We start from the raw sequence: 22,910 nt of genomic DNA on the forward strand, positions 1-22,910 counted from the left end.
AAACAAAGAAAGCCCTCATGGGCTTTTTTTGCTTAATATCAAAATAGTGGCATTGCTGGAGTTACACTACAGGTATAAAACAAACCATAAGAATAATGAAAAGTAGAAAAATGGTGTTTGCGTTGCTATTTGCAATGCTTTATCTCGTCGTGCCGAAAACCTTTGCTGACGGCGGATCTTGGTGGGTCACTTGTACAAGAACCATCGCTTGCCCAGCAGGGCAGACAGGCTCCATAACCCAAGCGATTTCGGTCAATGGGAACAACGTTGGCTGTCATGCAAACAACTACTGGGGGAATGCGCGTGAGGTCTCCGATACGTGCAAAGCGGATGTGCCTGCAGTTGTGTTCAGCTACTACGGCTACAGCAATTCCACTCAGACCTGTCCAGCCACGCAGCCACAAGGCGTCATCAACACGCAGCAAAAGTATGAGGTTTGGTCAGATGGTTCGACAAGGAATCCGTCTGGTTGGTACGAAACGAGCCGCACATGCGTAGCTATCAAGAGTCGCACTGACACACAGAGCCGTTCCTATAGCTGTCCAGCAAGTCAGTCAGGCTCGATCACACAGACCAGAACCTATGATATGTGGACCGATGGCACGACCAAGAATTTTTCGGCTTGGACTGTATCAAACAATACCTGCAAAGCCGCTCCGCTGACCGCGAACCCTACACAGCGCCGTGAGCTGTGCGCAGAAGGGTACAAAGGGGTCATCACCTATCACTGGGTTGTCTACTACACGAACGACTCATACAGCGCCTATGACGGCGATGGGAAGCTCATCAGCTACGTGCTTTCTACTCCGCATCAGCAAGAGATGGTTCTCTCCAACACCTGTTGGCTTCTGCCTTCGCAAGAGCTAGCCACGGTGCCCGGTCATGAATCCATGACGTGCGACAAATACTATAATGTCGTGAAGGGCACGTACCTAGGCGACGTAGTGAAATACGGGAATTACGTTTCGTCCTACGATTCTGTGAAGATGAAGACGAATACCGCTTTCATCGTTGATTCCGTCGATGTATCGCAATGCGCAGCGGATCCTGAAAAAGCCTACTCTACGGAGTCCATCTACTCGGCTTGTGCTGCTGGTCAATCAGGGCAAATTACGAAGACTAGGACTGTAGCCACTGCACCCAATGGCAGCAAAACCTACCCGTTTGGGACGGACTACACAGTGACTTCCAATACATGCGCAGGGGTAAGCGCTGATTCCGCGCCTGCTGAAATTGCGGTCACGACAAAGACAAGCCTGATCGAGAACCTATCCCTTACATCGTCCATGCTTTCGGATTCGGGCTATTCAGCGAAAATCGTGGACATGCTCAACGCACAGACCATCAAGCCGGGTGAAACGCACAGGCTCAATCTTGTCGTTAATGACCTGAGCAACGGAAGCTACAACGCCACGAATGTCACAAATGTCGTTAAGGCTTTCAAGGCAGCGGTGGGCAGTGGTGCTGAATTCAAAATATTACTGCCGCGAAGCATAGAGAAATACGTGGGTAATGGCGGAATTCAGAAAGGGAAGGGCTATAGCTTGACTGGATCTGAATTGAGCGGGAATCAGTTGGTGGTGAGGTATATTGAAACATCCAAAACGAAAAACCTCGAAATGCCAGTTGAAAAGACTGTGAAAATACAGCTATTCAACGGCGATTTGTCTGGGGTCACTTTCAATCAAGAATGAGGTTAGTAGATAATCAGATCGGCTGGGTATCCCAGCTTTTCTTTTTCTGGTGCTACGTTAGGAATATCATAGTCCTCTATCAATCCACCTTCGAGGATCAGCTCTTTAAGGACCAATAATTCTTGTAGGTTTTCTTGCTCGATTTGTTCATGTGATTTAGTCATTTTATTTTTCTCTTGTAGGTTGATTTCTTGTAGGGTTTTTTCGGTGCTTCGTTTTCTAGCTCAGGCTTAGATTCGGAGCTGATGCGGGCAATGACCATCTCCTTGATGGTTGGATTCAGGGGAAGCTCAGGGTTTGCTTTGTACTTCGCTGTGAGATTCGTCACCACCTCGTAGATAATGGGATTAGCCGTGCGGTCTGCATCATGCGCAGCCTTCATCACATCTGCCGGTTTGAGGTTGTTGCGTGTCCAGCTCACGTCATAAGCCGTATGGTTGTCCATGAACCCTTTGTCCAGCTCTTCGCGGGTATGAGGGTCTATCGTCACGTCCAGATGCTTGATGACTGATTGGGCTGACAGGTTGGCTACCAACTCTTCGTATGCTCGATGCTTGTCGTCCTTACCGTAGTCACGAAGTGAGATCCGATTCTTGCGGGACTCATGCCCATAGGAGTGGGAGACCTCATGGAGCAGGGTGTTCAGTTCGTGAAGACGGCTCTTGAACAGGTTGGACGGGTTCATGACTATCACGTCTGCTGCCGGACGGTAGTGGTTCGACCCCACGACACGCACAAGCCTAGTAGGCATCGTTTCCAAAACGGCTTGGTAGACCGTCTCTAGCTCTTCCGGTGTGGCTTTCGGCGTTTGATTGTTGAGGCGCGCCTTGAATTTCTCAGGAAGCTCGCCGGTGAACTGCGCGATGTTGAAGACAGCGGTCAGCTTTGCGGCTGGAATGTAGATCGCCTTTGCCTTGGCTTCACCGTCATTCTCCTGACCCGCCTCCTGCTGGTCCTTCGCATACCCAACCGGCACACCGAAGCGTTTAATGATGCAGTGAGATTTCTCGCCTTTGTTGCTCAAGCCCTCAGCGAAACCTTGTTTTGCGGTGAGGTAGAAGGACGTGCCGTAGTCCTTCTCGAACGCGGAATCTTGTAGGAGCAATGAGTTTTCGAGGTTGTACATCGTGCCTGATGCGAGGTTCTTGTAAGGCATTGAGAAGACTGGGTGGTTCCAGATATTCTTGTATTCTCCATCGTCTATTTTTGCGAATATCTTTTCGACTCGATCCGCAAGGAAATCTGAAACCTTTTGGTTGGAATCTCCTGCATATTCTTTCTTTTGTTTTGCTGTGAGTGCTGCCATATTTCACTTTTTTGTTTTATGTGAATATTATAGCATTTGCTGGTTTGTGCTTTTTATCGCTTTTGCTGTTTTGTGTGGAAGAGAATATAGAGTTATTGGATAGCCCATTTCACTCCCGCAAAGCGGGGGAGTGAGCTTCTATTATCTGATGTGGATTACTTTAAAGCCTCTGCACCATCCTTTATGGTCTGCTTTACTTCATTTATTTTCGCTAAAGCTTTTTCTTTCAAGGTCTTTCCAGCGGTCACTTCGCCCTGTGAATAAAGCATATTTCTGATGTTTTGACTTACGCGCTTCGTTGCTGAGAAGTGGATTTTGCTGAAAATTAATGTGAGTAAGAAAAAGAAAATGATTGTGCAGAAATACACTACATGGATTATCTCAGTTGAGCCGGTCGAAGTGGCTGTCATTCGGATGTTGACGTAAAGCAATACGCCCTGAAAAATCGTCTGCAAAGTCATGATGATGATTGGCATAGGCATCAAAGCTTTCAGGAAAGGGTTTCTCCTGAAATAAATACCTAAAATGAAAAACCATGCAAGCCAAGCGATTGGTGCCGCAACCGCGCCAAAGAAAAGTAAGGCGTAAATCTTTGGAATGCTTTTGGTTTGTTCTATCCAGCTTGTAAATTTGGCTATATTTTTAGCCCGTGTTTCGTCGTAATAGATTTGCTCGTTCATTTGAAAATGTATTTGTTTTTCTAATTATACCATTTTGGAGGTAAGCAAAAGGGCTTTAACAGCCCTTCGATTTATGCGCTTTTGCTTGATTCCACCTCTACGTCTTTTTCGTAGTCCGGTGCTTTTGAGTGGTTTCCGTAGATCCACATTCTTGTAATGTCGGTGATGTGGTATGCGCCGAATTTCAGTACTGCCGCTACGGTGAACGACACGAAAACAAGGTACAGACAGAGCATCAGAATCGTGTCTACTGCGTTTGCGATGGTGCTCGCATTAGCTGATGCGATGTAGGTGTTCGAGTACGCTGAAAACGGAATCGCTTGGAACATGAATAGGGTGTTGATGAACGCCACGCCGAGGAACGTCACTGCTCCGAACATGCTCCAGCTCGCGACGTACACGACGATGGATTCGATTGGCTTCCACGTATCAGTTTCAGGGTCGATAGCGTTCTTGCTTTTCCCCATCGACAGGATGAAGTGGGGAATGCTCGCGATGCCTGTGGCAGTGACTTTCGTCCACATGCCGAGGAAGAAAGATATGACAATCATCGCGAAAGCTATCGGGATGGAGAATTTCAGATACATCCCCATGACCCATAGATAAGTTGCAGCCGTGTTGGCAAACCCTGCAACGTCCTCGTTCGCATACACCGCTGCAATCAGGTACGAAGCTTCTGGTCCAAAGCCTGTCCCGTACTCGGAGAAAATGTCTGAGGCTTCTGCATTAGCCGTTGCTGCTGTAGCGAACACCACCATTGCGTCTGACCCGCCGAACATCTTCGCGGAAGCTTTCATAGACGCCTGAGCCATCTCCACACCAGCCTTGGTCTTAGCCTTGTCAGCGGGGTTGGTGTACATGATGGATAGCGCCTTTGTGCCGATTCGGATCTCTGCGGAAGCTGCTATCAAGCGATTCCCCAGCATGTCCAATTCCTTGAACACCGAGGCGCACATCCTGTCGGATGGGGATTTTTGGCTTGGGTAGCTGATGCACTCGATGGTTCTGAAAATCCCGAAAGGACCGTCATTGCCAATGGCAAAGTACCTGTCGAGCAAGCCGAAGAAATCCAGATTCATTGAAGCTTCTGCTTGGAATGCATCCATGATAGCGGCGCTGCTCCAGCGTCTTTCCTGAGCCGTGACGTTCTTCGTGTACGGCACTGTGAACGCTGGCTTGCCTTGAATCACAGGTTGTTCAAGCACGTTGGATTGGTAGCTGTCGATCTTGGTCGAATTCGCTAAAAGCTTGCCCGGCTTGTCGAAATTCGATGAAGCGTATTGGCTTTGTATGAACCATCCGAGAAGCGTCATGTACGAGGGGTTGGTGACGTAGCGATTACCCAGCAAGCGAGCGTAATTATTGATCTGCGCGCTGCACATGTAAGGGCTTGAATCGCTCGCACACATCTTCTCAGCGCAAGCTCTCTGAGTGGCTTCTAGATCTCTCATATTGGTGTTGGTCTGGCAGAGCTGAACCCAGCGATCCTTGGCGTCTACTAGGCTCTGTTCAGTGACCCCCGGCGCTCTAGTGATGCGTTGGATGAACGTCTCCGCCATACAGCTTGCAGAGGCATAGACGTAGGCTTGCATCCCAGTCGCGTCAGTACGTCCAAGGTCGTAGCTTTTGATGGCTTCACAGGACATGGATTTGTCGAATTCATCACCAACCATTCCGCTCGGTAGGTCCATGTGGTTGCTGAGCTTGGAAGCGATGTTGGCAGCATCTGTCATCGCCACTGTGTAGGCATCAGTAAGGGCTTCAACCTCAAGCTGGTACAAGTCAGGCAGTCCGTTCGAGGATGCCGCTAATATCGTCCCTTCATCGATCTCATGGTCGATGTTGAGTATGCAGCTACCGACCTGAGCGAACGCCGTAACGTGTCCTTCGTAGCGGTTGAAGGTGAGGTTCTGTTGAGATTTCCCCGGCTGTTGGTTTACGCACATCTGGAAGTCGATGAGGTTTAAAAACTCCCTTGTGCGCTGATTCTTGGGTACAGGAATCGACACGAAGGGTTGTTCAACTGACTGTGTAGACAAGAGAGCTTGGAGGTTGAAATTCCCTGCCTGTAAGACCCATGCGATGGCTGAGTAGGTAGCGACCATGAGCATGTTTGTGTCTTCCCGCTCCGCCTCTGGATCAGATTTGTAGATTGGGAATAGCGAAAGGACCACGAATGCGATAACCATGCAGTGTCCAAGAATTTCAGCCTTTGTATACCCCTTTTTACCATTATCCGGTTGACCTATAGAGATCATCGCTTCGAAAAATGCCAACAGTGGAATTCGGATAGCTAAGCCTGCGAAAATCGCAGTGAAGAAAACCACTATTAGATAAATCGGACCCATATACAAACGGTACGTGTCTGAGTTGAAAAGATTCGATGCGCCAAGGCATTTGTATTCGCCGTTAAAGAACAGATGAGTGTCAAATGGTCCGTCATGGATGATTTTTGTCATGTGACAGCCAAGCACGGATTCAAGCAGAGGAAAAACCAAGGCTTGTTTACGCTCGTAGTCGTTGTAATTCGCTTCGTGGTTTTTGCTTGCGGTGTTGTATCCATTCATTGAGGTGGCTCCCCAGTCTTTGCCAACCTCAAAATCGGCAGAGAAGGCTGGTGAAACCACGCTCATTGAAAGCAACAGAAAGAGGGAATAAAGGAAACGCTTCATAAGTGATGTTATGTTTTTATTCCCTTATTATACCATTTGCCCCTTGCGTTTATCTGCGGTTAGGGCGGTATTTCCTCCCGAGTTTGCTTAGTAGTCTGTACACGCCTATTGCAGTTTTTCTATCAGCGATTGCATTCACTACAGTGTACATACCAACTGTGGCGACCCCACACATCAATTCAATCCTGTGAAGCAATAAATCCGCATATTGCAAGTGAGGCATTTTGAGGTCCATCACAGCCACAGATTGAGCGAGCATCTTGATTGCGTATTTCGTGCAAGAGATATGGACGATGAAGAAAATTGCACCTGACACGACTATTTCAATCATTTTCTGAGTGATGACATTCGCGCTTTGTTCTAATGCTGCGCCTAATCCATTGGTTGCGTATTTCATGATTGATTGGTCAAGAGCTGCGGCAATCTCCCAATTCGACACGTAAAAGAAAACGATCAAAGGTCCAAAGACAATCGTGCTAAAGAATATTCCAAGCATTGTTGAGCCTATTCTCATGAGGTTATCTCTATCGTTCAGCTTGAAGAAAGCCAGAATCGCGAAAGGCATTGTCACTATCAAAAGCAATAGGTAGAAAATATTAAGCACGTAAAGCAAGAAGAAAGGTCCGGTCATGATGGATATGACAAGGAATTTGAACATCGTTGCGAGCATGTATCCTTTCAATGCCCATGCGAAGAAGAACGACGCTAAACCGCCAGTGATGGCTCCTACGATCTGCATGAAATTCGGCGTCTTGCTCAATTTCTTCTGGTTCTTCTTGATCTTGTCTTTCGACACACCAGCATTTTCTTCGGCTTTAGCTTGATCGCTCATGACCCTTTCTTTCTTCTTGTCGCCATACGCAGTGGCTGCGTAGCCAATCAGCTTTGTAGTCGCGGCGAGGTACATGATTTGAGTCATGGTTTCGGAGATCTGCTGACCGTACTTCTGCATGCAGGTCACAGGATACTTTGTGGTGTTCACGCAAGCGTCCAGCTCGACCTTTGGATTCTCCAGCCCAACGCCAATGGCTTCGTAGAAGTCAGCTTGCTGGGCTGATGCTGTAGCGTTCGTGCTGTACGCTTTCTGCATGATTGCGGCGCTGTCAGACAGGCTAGGGGCACCATCGGAATTCGGTATGAGGTTCAGCTCACGAACGACCTCGCCCATGTTCAAGCTGTTGTACGTGGTCCCGTCGCCATAGCCATGCTTCCTAGCCCAATCGTCGATGATGTACGTGCCCACGGCTTGCGTTTGGATGGTGGTCATCGGTGAGGATGAGCCGAACTGGTTCTGCGAAGTCGCTGAGAAATTCGCTTCATCTGACATAGCGGGCATCGTCCAAACAAGATGGAGGAATCCTTTCTGGTAGGACTCAACCTGTCTTTTGAAAAGATCTTGATTGAACATTGAGTTATGAAACTGAGTGTTGATTTTCAGGCGTGTATTATAGTATTCGTCAATTAACGCATTGGTTTTGTCATGGATTTGCGTTGCATACTGCTCACTCTGTCCTAACCCCATCAATTTCCAGTTATTGTCCACGCACGAAGGATTTCCGCTGCCATTCGGTGAATCTGGCTTAGTGTGTGTGTCAATGAAATTCTGTGCAGCCATTCTATCGCCAAGCGATTTCGAGCAAGCGTAATTGACAATCAAATCAGCAATCTCATCCGATTTGACCATCCACTGTAAGAAATTCTTCCTCATGATGTTGGCTTGTGCGTCTTTGAAAAAGAGCGATGCTGCGGATTCCTTTATCTCTTGGAAGCCAGCCGGATTGCCGTAGAAGGAGGTGGTTCGAATGTCGCTCATGAGCTTCGTGGTTTGGCTTTCGAGAGCGTCTATATCGTCGAAGTCTCTATAGCTCTTGTTGTAATTCACAGCTTTGAGGTACGAAAGCGTGTCGCCAATGTCAGTTGGGTTTTTCGCGAAGGTCACGGCATCAGTAGCCCACATTCTCTGGTTAGGATCTTCTGAAAAACGCTTTTCGAATGAGATTCCGTCTTGGTTGTTCGGCTGCCACACGTCAGCGGTTAGGTCTCGGACCTTCCAGCTCGCGTCATGCACCTTGAGGTTGTCGATGGCGTTGTTGAAGGCTGAGGTGTTGGAGATCAGCAAGCTCGTAGAGATTAGCCCCGCAATGGTGGCTTCAGCTGAGTAGTACGTATGGCTGTTTTCTTTCTTCTCTCTATAGTCTTTGAGGGTGTCAGCCGCCTCTGTGTGTTCGAGGTTGCCGCTGATCTGGCGATTGAGAAACCTGCCTATGATCTGCGCTTCTGCCTCGGCACTGGCATTTGAAGCGGCAATCAAGCCATAAGCCCCGGCGCTGAGTACGTGATTCACACCAAACAAACCCGGCATCAACATGCCAAAGCCAGCCACTGACGTAGCTAAGGTGTATAGCCCCCACGTCTTGTAGCGCGCTGGCTTGCCGTCCTGATCCTGCAATTCTCCAGATAGACCCGCTTTGAAATATGCGATGAGCATTGCTACAAGGTGAAAGGTGCCGAGGAACAGTGCGATACCCCAAGCAAGCATCACGATAACGCTAACGGTGTACTGGTTCGAAGCGTTGATGTTCTTTTGCCCGTCTGACAATCCGTCTTCAATCGCAGCAGACCTATTCAGCACCCCAGTGTTGTTATTCACTTCACCAAAAGTGGCACTGCCAAGGAAGCTGTATTTGAGGTTCTGACCGATGTTTTGAGGGCAGACTACATATTCTGTGTCGATGGATTTCCCGTCTTGTGATACGCCGCAAGTCGCTGAGTCAGTATCAGCAAAGGCAGTGCCAGTGCAAAGCGCGGAAAGGAGAAGGAGAAAGGGAAGAAAGCGTTTCATCGTTGTTCGTTTGGTTTGTCATATTATACCATTTCATCTGTCCCTTTCTGCTAGGTTAGCGGCTTGTAGAAGCACGATCCCCAAATCCGTGATTTGGAGTGGACAGGATCTGCGTCTGGAAGGTGGTTTGCTCTGTCTCTGTAGTCACCTGCAGGCTGATGCGTAAGGTTGGTAGAGCAACCGCTAGAAGCTTACAATCGAGCTATTCCGGCACTATGAGCGACCTCCTGCGTATGTCACACCTCGATCCCATCGCGCTTTTCACGCTTGGCGACTTCAAGAACGACCTTGTGAAGCTACTCAATCGATTCCCAGTGATCTACCTGTGTGAGCAAAGCCCTGAAGGCGTGTACGTCGTTCAGTTGGATAAGGAGAAGAACCTTGTAGTTGACGACAGGCAGGCTCTGACCATTTCGCTGGGAGACTTCAAAGCGAGCGTGAAGCCAACGAAGGATGGTGGTTGCCTCGAGGTTCGCTTTCGCGCCCTAGAGATCGACGTGTACGGCACCAGTGGTTACGCAACGGTGAGCGTGCCTGATGGTCAGGGAATCGTCTTCAAAGAGTTTCAGAAGGTTCTGATGGTCTTTGGTGCCTCGGCTCCCATAGAAACAGGGATGACCACTGTCCTCAAAAACGCGATTGGTAAGGTAGCGAAATGGAGAAAAGGTGAACTGACCTTCAGGGCAAACTGACCAGATCGTCACAAGGTTTGGCTCTCACGCACGTTCAGCAAGCGCCAATCCTGATTATTTCTTCAAAACGTTTTTATTGAAGCGTACACCCTGATCGATTTTCTCAATCGAAATTTGCCTTCTTTCTGTGCATTTTCAGTCCGCTTACTCAAACCCCTCCGCAAAATCACAAAAAAACAGAATCGAAATTTGGACCATTTTCTTTAAATATTTTTAAGGATAGTGCTGTAAGGCAGGCAGCTTAAGGCTTCCAGCCTCACTGTGGCATCCTTCCAGTCGATGCAAATATCGAAAAATGTTTTTAAAGATTTTTGCCTTAAATAAAAATCCATTTTTTTCAGTTGACACCTTTAGTTTTCAGTGTATTGACATTGTTTTCAAAATCATTAAAGTTCGCTTCATCGAATCAATGGGATTCGCAAAACAGGAACATTAATGTGAGCGACAATCAAAAAACAATTGAGCAACTGCGTGCTGTACTAGGCAACCTGATTAACAAAGAAATTGAATATCTCGAATCGCTTAACCTTGTTGAAAGTGAAAGAGAAGAAGCTTTAGGTTTAACGCTCGAAATGATCAAGGCATTTGTTGACTATGGTTACCCGTATAAAAAGCAGAAGCGTTTGTTGCTTACCGATCAATGCGTGGGTGCAATGGTTTTTGGGATTGACTATAAATCCTCATTTCGCTATTTGGAACTGACACGCCGGTCTGAGGTTGTAGAGAAAATAAGTATTTATCCAGAAAATACTAAAATGTTCAGCGGATGGGCGAATCTCATTAGCGACAAAGCATTGGAACATTTCAAGCAATTCGTTTTTTGATTTGGTGTACCTTCTTGCACTAACTGAAATGATTCCATTTCTAAAGGCTGATTGAGTTCAGCAGTGCAAACCCAAGCAGTAACTCTGCTTCGCTTCCTCATTCAGAGGTAGCGCACAGGCTTTAAATATCATGGCAAATCTTTTCCGCAACGAAGTAGTTTTGAAAGGCTCTGAGGCTTCGATTGAATCGTTCATCAATAAGTATTTCAGCGTTGAGCAAGAACGTAAATTCATTGATTTTGAAAAATTTCTACCTCTCAACGGTAAGCAACCTGAACAGGTATGGCATTCAGACAGTGAAGCTTTTAATTTCGAAGTAATCCGCGCTTGTAGTGGGGTTTTGAAATTTCGATTTGATACAAAAACTTGTCCGCCAACGGCAGTCTTTTCAGAAATAACGAAACTCAAACCAGATTTTAAAGAATTGGTTATTACTGCTTGCTGTGAACAATTGTCTGAGATTTTCAAAATCGAAGCCAAGCAAAGCCTGTATATCACCACTCTACAGTGGGATGACCAAGGCAAATTGAGCCGAAAAGTAATCAAGAAAATTGCCGCTGATCTTTGGGGTTATTCGAAACGTCCAAATCTTGAAGAGCAAGGATTTGTTCATGTAGGTGGCGGGCAATACATAAAGGTTCATGCTGGTATTGGTCTTAATCAACTGTATCCACGTTTCAAAAAAGCTTAATCCGCAACACGTCGCTTCATCTATTTGCACTAACTGAAATTATTAATTTCTAAAGGCTGATTGATTTCAGCAGTGCAAACCCGAAAAGTTAAAGTCTTTTCCACACGTCAATTCCTGACGATGTGCGCCGCTCTGTGCGCGTGTGAGTATCAAATATATTGGTTCGAAAACAAAGCTTTTGGGTTTTATTGATTCTGTCGTAACAGAATGTGCTTCTAAAATCTCGAAGCCTTCTGATGAAATCGTTTTGTGCGACCTTTTCAGTGGCTCGGGAAAAGTTGCTAACCATTTCAAAGATCGCTTTAAAGTCGTAGCAAATGATCTGGAATATTACAGTTATGCAACGTTGAGTAATCTACTGATTAACGATTCATCGACTGCATACGAGTGTCAGCCAATTATCGATTATATGAATTATGCGATGGAAAATGAGGAGGGTTTTATTTTCCAAAATTATAGCGAGTCGGGTGGTCGCACGTATTTCACAAATGAAAATGCTTTGAAGATTGATGCAGGAATCACTTTGGTTTACGGCATGTATGGGCGTGGTGAACTGACTGACCAGCAGTTTTATTACTGTCTTTGTTCAGTGCTTGAAGGTGCGGATAGAGTATCGAACACAACAGGAATGTACTTGGCGTACCTCAAAAAATTTACCACAAGTGCTTTAAAGCCAATCGTCTTCAAGGGCTTTGATTTGACTGAACCCGTGGCGAGCAATGAAGTGTATCTAGGAGATGCTAACGCGCTTTTGAAGGAAGTGAGGGGAGACATTCTTTATCTCGATCCTCCGTACACTGCAACGCAGTACAGCAACGCTTATCACTTGTTGAACACGATGGCAAAGAATGAGAAACCCCAAGTTTACGGGATTACTGGTCGCCCTGAAGGCAGGAACGTCTCTCCGTGGTCCAGCAAGCCAAAGGTTGAAGGTGAATTCAGGCGTTTAGTGAAATCTGCCAATTTCGAATATCTGATTATGAGCTATTCGAACGAAAGCATCATGCCAGTTGAATTGATTGGTGATGTGATGAATTCGTATGGCAAATATGAAATGAAACAAATGCAGCACAAGAAATTCAAAAGTCGTACAGAAGCCTCAAATGAAGCCTATGTGACTGAATACCTTCATGTGCTGCACAAAGCGAGCTAATAACGCTTTTTAAATTAAAATTGAATAGGTGGGTTTGAAAATGGCTACAAGAAAAAGTGATGCAGTAGATTTTGATTTTCCAAGCGAGGAAGAATGTGAAGCGGAATTGAAATCGCATAATGCTTCGTTTCCGATTTTTGCGGGATTCAACAATAGAACCTCGGGGTGGATGACTCATCCAAAACGAAAGCCTATATATGAAATCATTCCTCGATTGATATTTGCTTCGTGGAATGAAGATCCTAGACTTGACAACGATTGTTGCGATGTGGAAGTCAGAAATCGTTGCAATGAAATCTATGCGAAATGCTTCCGTCGCAAGGTTCAGGACTTGGAATTTGTGAAGATTCTCAGAGGATTTAAAAGGATTCATAAAGAAGCTTTAGAAAGCTACACAACTAACTAACAGGCTCGCGCCATCAACTAATGGGTAAGTAACTATGTATATGATTTTTACGCTTGAAATAAACGCCAGTGTGGACTGGGTGGATAAATTTTCTAAAAATAACCCTTTTGACACTAGTAACGTTCTTGGATGTATTAACTCGCTTTACAGAATCGATGAGTTTCATTTTGGCGAGGAAAAGATAAGGATTGTTTATTGTGATGACGTTTTCGACGGGGATTGTTTTGTTGAATTTTTCCTTAAGTACATAGAAGTTATTTTTAAAACAGGTGCTGATTCAGTATCCTTTCAATTTACTGAAGAGTCAGGTAATGATTTTAATGGTGAGATTTCATTCGATTCTCTTCAGGAGTTTTATGAATTCTCGAATATTGAATCAATAGAAGAGTTTTTTGATTGTGATTGTTTTGATTAAGGTGTATCCGTCAGCAATTCCGCTGATTGGTAATGAGGTTCAATTCATGGGAAATAATAACGTTGAAAAATTCCAGCAATTCGCTGATTTCGTAAAATTACATGGGTGCAATATCTTCGTTTCGAAAGGTCGTGGCTTTTTTACGGATATTCAGGAATGGACTGTACAAAATGACTTAAGTGAGATCAGGATTTTTATTACTCCAGAAACTGCTTTGGATTTTACGCCAGATAAAATGTGCGTGCGGTATTGGGACTGGCTTTATGGAGGGGTAATGGATATTACTGACGAAGATATAGAAGAAATAATCGTCAGTGAAAAAACTGTCGAGATTGTATTTGAAGGCGATTGTCTTACCCTTTCTTTTTATATCGAATGACAAAGTAATATCTGTCAGCAATTCCGCTGGCAGTAATTTGTGATGGTGGTTTATGGGTGTTGATGAAAAAGTAATAGACCTGTTTTGGGAGCTTATAGGGAAGACGGTTTACGAGGGTGAGGAAAAGAAAGAAGTGATTTATGTCAGTTTTGATGAAGATGAAAGATCTCAAATAAGTGACTTAGGTAAACGCGAAATTGGTGATTATCTGACGTATTGGCTTGAGTGTTGGGGTACTGATGAGGATTTCATTATTTTAAAACATCAATTTCAATCAATTGACTTTGAAGAAATGACAGTATCACTCACTGATGGGGCAATTTTATATTTCGAAATTGATGAAGATCCTTTTGAAGAATGAAAGCAATACCTGTCAGCAATCCCGCTGGCAGTAATGAGGTTAAATAATGAGCGTATCAATAAAAGATTTAGATAGTTTTTGGGATAATGTTTGTGAACTGACTCATAACCCTGATGACGGATATGCACTTTTTGTCAGAGTCAATGATAACGAATGTTTCGAAATATACGACGCTGATCATACATTTGATGGTGAGTTTTATGATTATTGGATTGATTGTTTTTATTATTCTAACGATCCATCATCGCTTTTGAATTCTGAAATATTTGAAATGGTTGATGAGGAACGTATGGTTGCCGTGCTTAAAGACGGAACAAAACTTCAGTTTGAGGTGAATCATGCTGGTGATGAAGAAGAAGAGTAATACCTGTCAGCAATTCCGCTGGCAGCAATGAGGTAAACAAAAATGGAAGAATTCTATTCGCTGTATGAAGACACTGTTAAATGGTTTCACGATGAGTATTTGCAGATTGAGCTTTGTCGAGAGATAAAGGGCAATGCTGAAAGCCTCGGTTTCGTTGAGAAAATAACAATGACTAAAAATGGAATGATTGAGTATGAGAGCGAAGGAGGTGTTTTAATATTGGAAGGGCACAAGATCCATTTGAGATCGTTTTTTGAAGAGTTTGAATTTGAAACTGAACTTTACAGGCATAGAATAATAGGGAATACCGAATATTCTGCTAAAGGTTATATTAATGACGAAGACGATTCTGCTGAATCAGAAAATGTTTGGTCTTTAAGTTTTTATCAAACACATCAAGAATGCTTTCCTTTTGAAATTGCCAAAAGGAAAAGAATGGTCGCCAAGTAAATAGGCAGTGAGAAGCTTATGCTGCATTTTAACCGACCGCCTCTTATGGGCGGTTTTTTGTTGCTATTTGGAAAAGCTGAACTTGCGCACACAGCTACGCTCACACGTATACGCGCAAACGGGAGAAGGCTATGTGTGGTCGATTCGTGATGTTCAGGTCTATGAATGAGTACGTTCAGGAATTGGACCCGCAAGGCGATCTGTTCGCCAAGGTCGATACCAAGCCTGTGGAGCGCTACAACATCGCTCCAAGCACTGATGTTCAGGTGATCCACACGAATGCTGGCAAGCCTGAGATCTCGGCTGTTCACTGGGGCTGGAAGCGTGAGATTCACTACCCAAAGACGAAGGTTGTTCAGCCAATCAACGCAAGGATTGAAACCATTGCGCGAGGCAGGTTCTATAAGACTCTGTTCCCGGATCACAGGGCTTTGATTCCGGCTGATGGCTGGTACGAATGGGTAAAGGAACCCGGTGATGAGAAGAAGCAACCTTTCTTCATCAGGCTCAAAACACGCAAGCCAATGTTCTTTGCTGGTCTAGCGCAGGAGAACCGGGTCCATCGCCTGACGAACCTGCAGGTATGGTGATAATCACTGCTGATGCTCAGGGCGGGATGATTGACGTACACGACCGGCGTCCAGTGGTGCTTTCCCCTGAGCTTGCGAGGGAGTGGCTTTCACCAGACCTCTCGAAAGACCGTGCCAAGGAAATCGCTCGCGACTGTGGTCAACCGGCTGAGGATTTTGAGTGGTATCCGGTAAGCAAGGACGTTGGCAACGTCAAAAATAAAGGCGAATATCTGATCAAGTCGATTACGTGAACAGGAAGGCAGGGTAGTGAAGGGATTCGTGAAGGCAGGGCTGATTTGCGTAGGGCTGGCTGGTTCGCTTCAAGCTGTGGCTGCTGATATTCAGTTCATGTACAAGATCCACGCACCAACGGATTTGGCGCACCTGAAAGGATGCGACCGAGATGAGCTTTACGATGGCTACCTGTCCTCTCTGAGAAAGGGGCTGGAGGTCGCGCCCGAAATCGATCACAAGCGAATCCCCGAATTCATGAAGAACCTTCAAGCCAAGGTGGACATGGAGTATTACCTGATGGGCTACAAAGCCTATGACGACTTTGAGGCGTCTGGTAAGCCCGGTCCTAACCCCTCGGCGGTGGTCAGGGAAAGCTGCGAGGTAGGTGTAAGTGATGCCTTGAAAAATCGGATCACAATCAATGAGCTGAGCTTAAAAGCTTTGCATGCTCGCTAAGAATGACGCAGTTAATGTCCATGGCAAATCTTCGAAGGATTTGGCATTAGGGATGAGGCATGGCAAAAGTATTTCCAGATTTAGTAAAAGCTCAACAATCGAAGCAGCCGCCTACAGAGGGTGAGCTATTCCTGCTGAGATATCTTGAGGACAATTTCGACGACGATACTGAAGTGTATTTTCAGGCATGTTTTGATGGTGATCGACCTGATATCGTAATAATGAAGAAAAATGTTGGGCTTATTGTTGTCGAGGTCAAGGATTGGTATTTGCGACATTATTATGTTGACGAAAAAAATCAATGGAGACTTGTCAGCAACAATGTCTTGCTGAAGTCGCCATTCGCACAAGCGTTTGCTTATAAGAAACATATATTTGAGATCCATTCCAACGGATTGTACGAAAGGAGCTTAGCCAGCGAAACCTTTTACGGGTTGGTGAAAGTTTACGTATACTTCCATAATGCTACAAAAACAGATCTGGCTGTATTTTATTCGAATGTGCTCGGTGATATACATGCTCGGATCAAAGAGAACACTAACCAGCTACAGCAGAAAACAATTCGATATGAAGATTACGTAAAGAGAGATGACTATCTTAAAGCCAGAAAGCGGCAATTCGAGCGGGATCAAACATCAGTTTCTGTAACGAGAGAGAATCTCAAGCGGATATCATTTGCTGGACAGAAATCCAACCCGCAATTTGATGATTCCGTTCATAAAGAGCTAACGCGGTTATTAGTTCCACCTTTCCATTATGCAAATGAAGGCAAAGAGTTAACCTATACCAAGCTTCAAACAAGGTTGTCTATCAGTTCATCTGGCGGTAGAGCAAAGATTTCAGGAATAGCAGGTTCTGGAAAAACCACTGTGTTGGCGAAGCGGGCTGTTAACTCCCACGTTAGGCATAATGGCACAGTACTGATTCTAACCTTTAACTTGACTCTCAGGATGTTCATTAGGGATAAGATAAATGAAGTACGTGAAAATTTTGAATGGCGTAATTTTCACATATCAAACTATCACAAATTTATAACCATTATTCTCAACAAATATGGTGTGCTGGTCGAGGGACAGGAAACAGACGAAGAATGGGAGACTAAATATTTTTCAAATGCTTATCTTTTTGCGAATCTTCCGATTGATGAGAAATATCAAGCTATACTTATCGATGAAATTCAAGATTACAAACCTGAATGGTTGCGAATATTAAGAGATAATTTTCTCGCTGAAAATGGAGAGATGGTCCTTTTTGGGGATGAGAAACAAAATATTTATGAAAGGCTGATCGATCAGGAAAAGAAGCCTACGACAATTGACGGCTTTGGTCGGTGGGAAAAGCTTTCCAAAAGTTTTAGATACAAGCAAGATTCGCATATTCAGCACTTGGCGACGGCGTTTCAACATGCCTTTTTGTCTGATAAGTATACGCTCGATGTGGATGAATCCTTCCAGCCTTCGTTGTCTTTGATCGGGGCAAATGCTTTTGGCAATTATTCTGACGATCATCTAAGATCTGTCGCAGAAATTATAGTTAAAATAGCCAAGCTTCAAATGATTCATCCTAACGATATTACGGTTTTGTCATCCCGAGAAGAAACATTGCAGCTGCTTGATTATGAGATCAGGAATGGTAATTCACATCGTGAAAGGACTATAACTTCTTTTGCATCAAAGGAGGATGTTGAGCTTATTAAAAATAAAAACCTCAGCGCAAAAGATTTGAAAAAAAATCTGCGGAGTGCTAATGCTAGCAAAAAACAAGGATTCAATCTAAATAGCGGATTGATGAAGCTTTCCACAATACACAGTTTTAAAGGGTTTGAATCACCCACGGTTTTTTTGTTGATTAACGATTCGGATAGTCCTGAAATTATCTATACCGGGCTTACGCGGGCTAAAGAAAATATCATTATCTTTTCAACCAGAAACTGTAAATACTCCTCATTTTTTGAGGGTAGGCTCGATCCCGTCGAGAGATATTGCCAGTAATCTAGTGCGGCGTAAATTGCCGCATATTGCGGAGTGTGGCGAGAAGCTGCATTACCACGCTTTGCCTATGGTCTTCATAGTCAAGGTATGATGCGCTGAATGCGAAAGGGAGGTTGTATGCTCGGCTGGATTCTCGAACGAACCAAAAATGGCTTCCATAGCTGGCAAATGGGCTGATGCCACAAGGCTCGATCCCGGTGACAGAGGGCAGACGGCTGTCATGGCTTCTGCGTTGATGAAGCAATCAGGGATGCGCGCTGAAGACGCTTGGCTGACAGCGTTGTGTTCGTGGATGTGCAATCATCCCGATCAGCAAGCGGGCTATACGATTGCTGTGGCAATGATCCGGTTTCTAGACATATACGAGCATAGTGTTGGGTTGAGTCCCGAAACCCGCGAGTTTTCCAGATTGATGGCTGACGGGGTTGTAGATAACTACGATGCTGCGTCCAAGCTCATCAAGCCTGCAGTAGCACCAATCTCGCAACCAGTGCCACCTCCTGCCCCAACGCCAGCTCCTGTGAGTGCTCAGAAGGCTGTTCAGCCACTGACAGCCATCACGAAGCTACCTGAGTCTGATTTCTTACCCGCTGACGTTATGACGAAGGATTACGCCTACGACCGTGCCTTGCCAATCCTGACCAGATTATTGAGAGAGGATGGTTACATGCTGGAGAAGGTCTGTAACAGGCGAGTTGATACGCCCAGTGTGATAGCCAGTAAAGGCGACAGCGTTTTCTTCATCCTGCTCGATGCCGCTGTCTACCCAAAAACGCCAAACCCGGCTCCCTTCATGGTCCAGCGCTGCGTGGAAGAGGCTAGGAAGGAAAAGGCTCAGGTCTGTGTTGCACGCATAACGATGTTCAATGCGGATGCTTATACCGAAGGGGACAAGAGCGATATTGTCCGTGGCAAGCTAGGATGGAATTTCGCAGGTCTGGAAAGGGTTTCGTGAATCAAAAGGAAGGGGAGCCTTAGCTCCCCGGAGAAATGGTCAAAACCATTTCTTAAACCAACCAGTTACCACCGTCGCTGCTGCTGCAAAAAGCTTTGGCGCAGACTCAATCAGTTTGTCCACAACAGTGTCTTTCACATTGTCCCAAGCATCACCCGCGAAGTCCTTGATGCTATCCCACACACCGCGCTCGGCTTTTTCTCGGCTTTCGCTGCTTACGTTGTCCTCTTTTGTTTCGCGGGCGAATGAGAACTTTTTTTCGTTGGGAAGAACCTCTACGATCAAGTCAACGAGTTCGATCACCTTGTATTTTTCGCTCGGATCTTCCTCGCTTACAGCAACAGAGATAATGTTTCTAGCCGAAATGTCAAACCTGCGTGAAACGTCACGCTCTTTGATTGCCATGTTCGAAATCTGTTTTTCACTTGGAGTAAAACTATCCCAGTCCCATTCGCGGGTGGGATTGGTTTTATCAACCTGAGTAATCACGAATACGACAGGCAACCCTTTGCACTTGCCAAAAATCTGCTGGTAAGCTTCAAGCCCTGAAGCGTAATTGCGATCATCAGCTTTGATTGTCCACAAGACGAGATCAAGCTCTGGCGCTAGGCTTTCATAGAGAGCCACATACTCTTTTTGGCGAGCTGGGTCTTCGCCGATTCCCGGCAGGTCGATAAGCTCGATTCCCGATTTACCTTTTCCGATAAAAATGCGTTGTGGTTCGCGGGTGCAAGCTTCAACGTCACTAATTTTCGCGACATTTTTACCAAAGAGGGCGTTACACAAGCTGGATTTTCCAACGCCCGAGTTGCCGAAAATACCAACCTTTGGAGTGTAATTGCGCGTTTGCTCGATTTTATCGAGAATCGCCTGCAGTGTCGGGTTCTTCGGCTCTTCAATTCTCATCATCAATCCCTGTATTAGTCGAGTGAAATAAATACCTGTCACTATATCGGCTAGTGCTTAAAAATCTTTAGGGGGGTTATGTCAAAAAGCGGCAGTTAAATCAATTTAATAATTCTGAAGGGGATTCCCTTTTCTTTCAGAAAGGGAAGGGCGCGAAGCTGACCAAATGTGATTTTGTCATTTTGCTTCACCTCAACAAATTCGTAACGACCATTCCCCCAGCCTATCAAATCGGGCCATCCCATCGTCATCAGTCCCGGCATGTCCAAATCTTTTTTCAGTAGGCTGAGGAAAAAATTATATCCCAATGCGGTATATATCTCCTGAACCTCGTTGACCTGTAATTGTTCTCCGTTGTTAAGCCAGACCGATTTATCTTTCTTCCTTCCTTTTTCAAGGTTTTTGATGTCCTTAAAGAAATACTCTGCCGTGAACGCGGCGATGAATTCCTCTTCTTTGTCTCTGGCGATTATTTCTAAAGGACCATGATAGCTTTCAAATCCCAGCTCTTGATAAATTCCGCTCATCAATCTGCTATAGAAATAAAAGTGTAGGTCGTTCTCAGTCCACGACCATTTCATGCCTGTAGAATTATTCAGGTAATCCTTCACGTTCAGTTCTGGTCGAGCATGTATTTTCGGAATGCATAGCTCTTCAACGCTGATGCCTAGGTGCCTGCTCTGAACTGCGAGGGATGATCTTGCCAGCTGGTAATGGTTAGCATAATCGGTGAGATTCTTTTCTAAGTCAATTAATCCATAAAACCGAAGGTGTTGCAGTTCTGCTTTTTTAAGTTTTTCATTATTTACGAATGACTTTAAAAGCTCTGCCGTATGCGTGCCAAGATAGGCATTATAGTGGGGCTGCCTAAAGCGACCTTTTTTGACTAGATTGAAAAGCCGATTAATCTTGATTTCGTCATAGCCATGGGAAATTTTGTCGCTAATTTCTTTCATCTTCTTCTGTGGCAAAACCAAGCTATCGAGCTGGACTCGCCACTTTTTCAGCTCAGCCGGTGACTTGGCAAAAAAATGGTGTGTTAGCTCAAAGAATTTCTCCTCGCCCAACGAGTCCGCGAAATCTATGACCATTCGCTTGTAGAAGATGGTCTTCTGCAAGGTGTGCGTTTGGTGGAAGTTAAAAGAGACAGTCATTTTAATTTCTTGGCTCGTTTCGTTGGGAATGGCGTGGCATTCGTTCAGGCAGAAGGCAGATATGTACACCAGAGCTTCTTGTCCTCGGCATTTCTACCGGGCTTCCAATACACCTCGCCAGACAGCTCATTAGGCAGCTTGTAGACGATCTTCGTGTTGAGCTTGATGAGAGGGTTTAGCGACTTGAGACGAATGCCGTAGCCCTCGCTCACGATGGATTCAGTGGTGTCGAACTTGTAATCCTTTCCATCCTTGTCGATGAACAAGCTGCCTTCCAGTGGAAGCCGACCCTCGTTGTCGGTGTTTTTGAATGTCGCGTTCACGGTGAGGAACCGCGCATCAGGATCTGGCTTCACGGTGGAGTAGCGATTGCCTGTGTCGATGGACTTGCTGATTGTGCAGTCATTGACTGTCACGTCGAAGTACCCGACCTGCCCATGCATGGCTTCCTGCTTCGCTTGAAGCCCTTTCAGGTAGCTGGTGGCGTAAGTGTTGTACGCATTGGTCCCGGTGTCGCCAATGGCGTCTATGCGACAGAAAAGGGTATCGGCTGTGTCCTTGGTCCACTTGTGCTCAGGGTTTCTCTGTTTGTAAGCAGACTCAGCCTCGGCAAGGTCGTGACTCATTTGCGTTGCAAGCCCTTGGTTGTTGGCTAGCTCCCTGAGTTTTAGCACCTCGGCATTGAAGGCTTTGCCTTTACGCTGCGCATAGAAGTCTGCCAGAACCGAATCTCTCCCCAGCGTAAAGCGCAGAAACTGAGCTGTTGATATGTCCTTCTGGTTCGAGAAAAAAAACTCGTTCTCTTCCTCTGTGAGGTTGGAACCATCGAACGCCACGGCTGTGCAGTCAGGAAGCTTCTGCTTGGTGTCTTTCTTGGCTGCTGCGCAAGCGAAGCCGGGTACTGCGAGGCAAGTGATCAGCGCCAAGGCGAGACGGCTGCGGTACATTTCAAATCCCTTTGTATTGATGGTGTGATGTGCGAAGCGTATCCGTATGGCATGTGGCTATCAACCGATTTCTGAATGGTAAATTCGGCGTATTCGAAATGGTAAAATGTTGTAAACAAGATTATTAATGCGGGTAAGTGAATGGGCTTTCATTCAGAGGTAAGAGGAATTATAGAAGCAATCGCTGAATTCTATGAGCATAGGTTTTCAGATACGGATTCAGGGATTGTGGTTGGTGGTGCCGGAGTCCATCTTGTTTTCAATGCACAGGGTGAAATTACCTACTGCATCTTCGAAGGGACTGACGTGAACCAGATTATCGACTATGAAAAATGGGTCGAGCTGGTGAGAACGAACGATGTTGGTACGCCGCTCGCCAATCATGCCGCTTTCCATGTGTCCAAGCGAACCCTTACATAAAGTTTTAAAGAACAGCTTCGGCTGTTTTTTTGATTGTTAATATTAAATTGGTGATTGCTGATTTGGTATAATGTGCGTATAACAAATAAATATGAAGCATGAGAAGGTTTTTTAGAAGATATTGGTTTTTGGTCTGGTCCTCGATTTTTACAGGGATATTGATTATATTTGCGTCGTCAAAATTCGATTATTTTTTGGTTGGAGTAAACCTTGTTTTAACGTAACCGTCCGGCCATGTCATCTACCCAGCCCCGCAAAGCCAAGACATCGTGTGCACTCAAATTTAAGTGAGCACCAGATCTAGCCTTTTAAACGGGTATTTCATGCAGCCAACACTCGGTTCCTA

Annotated in this window: 23 protein-coding genes and 1 pseudogene; 16 read left to right on the top strand and 8 right to left on the bottom strand. The window is 45.4% G+C overall.

Going from position 1 to position 22,910, the window contains the following annotated elements:
* Positions 1–95: 95 nt before the first annotated feature.
* Positions 96–1,694, top strand: coding sequence for a hypothetical protein (locus JFT58_RS22725; RefSeq protein ID WP_198834618.1), 1,599 nt, complete (start codon positions 96–98; stop codon positions 1,692–1,694).
* Positions 1,695–1,696: 2 nt separating this feature from the next.
* Here JFT58_RS22725 and JFT58_RS22730 read toward each other — a convergent pair whose 3' ends face one another.
* The 5 genes from JFT58_RS22730 to JFT58_RS22750 form a co-directional block, all read right to left on the bottom strand.
* A complete protein-coding gene (locus JFT58_RS22730) occupies positions 1,697–1,858 on the bottom strand; it encodes a hypothetical protein (RefSeq protein WP_198834619.1) in 162 nt (53 codons plus the stop codon).
* Positions 1,855–3,000, bottom strand: coding sequence for a zincin-like metallopeptidase domain-containing protein (locus tag JFT58_RS22735; RefSeq protein ID WP_198834620.1), 1,146 nt, complete (start codon positions 2,998–3,000; stop codon positions 1,855–1,857). The genes JFT58_RS22730 and JFT58_RS22735 overlap by 4 nt, the downstream gene beginning before the upstream one ends.
* A gap of 155 nt (positions 3,001–3,155) precedes the next feature.
* Entirely contained in the window at positions 3,156–3,680 is a 525-nt protein-coding gene (locus tag JFT58_RS22740) for a hypothetical protein (protein ID WP_198834621.1), read from the bottom strand.
* A gap of 71 nt (positions 3,681–3,751) precedes the next feature.
* Complete coding sequence (locus tag JFT58_RS22745) at positions 3,752–6,352, bottom strand: hypothetical protein (protein ID WP_198834622.1); 2,601 nt, start codon at positions 6,350–6,352, stop codon at positions 3,752–3,754.
* A gap of 49 nt (positions 6,353–6,401) precedes the next feature.
* Positions 6,402–9,194, bottom strand: coding sequence for a hypothetical protein (locus tag JFT58_RS22750; RefSeq protein ID WP_198834623.1), 2,793 nt, complete (start codon positions 9,192–9,194; stop codon positions 6,402–6,404).
* Between the two features lie 227 nt (positions 9,195–9,421).
* On the opposite strand from JFT58_RS22750, the gene JFT58_RS22755 reads away from it, so the two are divergent.
* From JFT58_RS22755 to JFT58_RS22820, 14 genes and pseudogenes are all read left to right on the top strand, one after another.
* Positions 9,422–9,886 carry a hypothetical protein gene (locus tag JFT58_RS22755; RefSeq protein WP_198834639.1) on the top strand — a complete coding sequence of 155 codons (465 nt, stop codon included), beginning with the start codon at positions 9,422–9,424 and terminating at the stop codon, positions 9,884–9,886.
* A gap of 437 nt (positions 9,887–10,323) precedes the next feature.
* On the top strand, positions 10,324–10,710 hold the full coding sequence (locus JFT58_RS22760; protein WP_198834624.1) for a hypothetical protein: 387 nt from the start codon (positions 10,324–10,326) through the stop codon (positions 10,708–10,710).
* 130 nt (positions 10,711–10,840) lie between these two features.
* Positions 10,841–11,401, top strand: a complete 561-nt coding sequence (locus tag JFT58_RS22765) for a hypothetical protein (protein ID WP_198834625.1) — start codon at positions 10,841–10,843, stop codon at positions 11,399–11,401.
* Positions 11,402–11,543: 142 nt separating this feature from the next.
* The gene (locus tag JFT58_RS22770) at positions 11,544–12,554 is read left to right on the top strand and encodes a DNA adenine methylase (RefSeq protein ID WP_332875134.1); all 1,011 of its coding nucleotides are present in this window, start codon (positions 11,544–11,546) and stop codon (positions 12,552–12,554) included.
* 40 nt (positions 12,555–12,594) lie between these two features.
* Positions 12,595–12,960 (top strand): hypothetical protein, encoded by a 366-nt coding sequence (locus JFT58_RS22775; RefSeq protein ID WP_198834626.1) that lies wholly within the window; start codon positions 12,595–12,597, stop codon positions 12,958–12,960.
* A gap of 34 nt (positions 12,961–12,994) precedes the next feature.
* Positions 12,995–13,375 carry a hypothetical protein gene (locus JFT58_RS22780; RefSeq protein WP_198834627.1) on the top strand — a complete coding sequence of 127 codons (381 nt, stop codon included), beginning with the start codon at positions 12,995–12,997 and terminating at the stop codon, positions 13,373–13,375.
* On the top strand, positions 13,353–13,754 hold the full coding sequence (locus JFT58_RS22785) for a hypothetical protein (RefSeq protein WP_198834628.1): 402 nt from the start codon (positions 13,353–13,355) through the stop codon (positions 13,752–13,754). Before JFT58_RS22780 ends, JFT58_RS22785 begins: the two co-directional genes overlap by 23 nt.
* Before the next feature lie 52 nt (positions 13,755–13,806).
* Complete coding sequence (locus tag JFT58_RS22790) at positions 13,807–14,115, top strand: hypothetical protein (RefSeq protein WP_198834629.1); 309 nt, start codon at positions 13,807–13,809, stop codon at positions 14,113–14,115.
* Between the two features lie 46 nt (positions 14,116–14,161).
* On the top strand, positions 14,162–14,479 hold the full coding sequence (locus JFT58_RS22795) for a hypothetical protein (RefSeq protein WP_198834630.1): 318 nt from the start codon (positions 14,162–14,164) through the stop codon (positions 14,477–14,479).
* 42 nt (positions 14,480–14,521) lie between these two features.
* Positions 14,522–14,929 carry a hypothetical protein gene (locus JFT58_RS22800; protein WP_198834631.1) on the top strand — a complete coding sequence of 136 codons (408 nt, stop codon included), beginning with the start codon at positions 14,522–14,524 and terminating at the stop codon, positions 14,927–14,929.
* 131 nt (positions 14,930–15,060) lie between these two features.
* Positions 15,061–15,752: pseudogene (locus tag JFT58_RS22805) on the top strand (SOS response-associated peptidase).
* A 16-nt stretch (positions 15,753–15,768) separates the two neighbouring features.
* A complete protein-coding gene (locus JFT58_RS22810) occupies positions 15,769–16,191 on the top strand; it encodes a hypothetical protein (RefSeq protein ID WP_198834632.1) in 423 nt (140 codons plus the stop codon).
* A gap of 59 nt (positions 16,192–16,250) precedes the next feature.
* Complete coding sequence (locus JFT58_RS22815; protein WP_198834633.1) at positions 16,251–18,182, top strand: nuclease-related domain-containing DEAD/DEAH box helicase; 1,932 nt, start codon at positions 16,251–16,253, stop codon at positions 18,180–18,182.
* Between the two features lie 148 nt (positions 18,183–18,330).
* Positions 18,331–19,137, top strand: a complete 807-nt coding sequence (locus JFT58_RS22820; protein WP_198834634.1) for a hypothetical protein — start codon at positions 18,331–18,333, stop codon at positions 19,135–19,137.
* 39 nt (positions 19,138–19,176) lie between these two features.
* Here the strand turns inward: JFT58_RS22820 and JFT58_RS22825 are convergent, their stop codons facing one another.
* The 3 genes from JFT58_RS22825 to JFT58_RS22835 form a co-directional block, all read right to left on the bottom strand.
* A complete protein-coding gene (locus JFT58_RS22825) occupies positions 19,177–20,043 on the bottom strand; it encodes a GTPase family protein (RefSeq protein WP_198834635.1) in 867 nt (288 codons plus the stop codon).
* Positions 20,044–20,138: 95 nt separating this feature from the next.
* Positions 20,139–21,197: a VRR-NUC domain-containing protein gene (locus JFT58_RS22830; RefSeq protein WP_198834636.1), complete on the bottom strand. Its 1,059-nt coding sequence runs from the start codon at positions 21,195–21,197 to the stop codon at positions 20,139–20,141.
* Positions 21,198–21,241: 44 nt separating this feature from the next.
* Entirely contained in the window at positions 21,242–22,144 is a 903-nt protein-coding gene (locus JFT58_RS22835; protein ID WP_198834637.1) for a DUF4352 domain-containing protein, read from the bottom strand.
* Positions 22,145–22,285: 141 nt separating this feature from the next.
* Between JFT58_RS22835 and JFT58_RS22840 the strand changes: the two genes are divergently transcribed.
* Complete coding sequence (locus tag JFT58_RS22840) at positions 22,286–22,564, top strand: hypothetical protein (protein ID WP_198834638.1); 279 nt, start codon at positions 22,286–22,288, stop codon at positions 22,562–22,564.
* The last annotated feature ends 346 nt before the right edge of the window (positions 22,565–22,910 follow it).

The sequence above is a fragment of the Pseudomonas sp. MF6767 genome (genome assembly GCF_016405475.1).
Taxonomy (GTDB): Bacteria; Pseudomonadota; Gammaproteobacteria; order Pseudomonadales; family Pseudomonadaceae; genus Aquipseudomonas; species Aquipseudomonas paracarnis.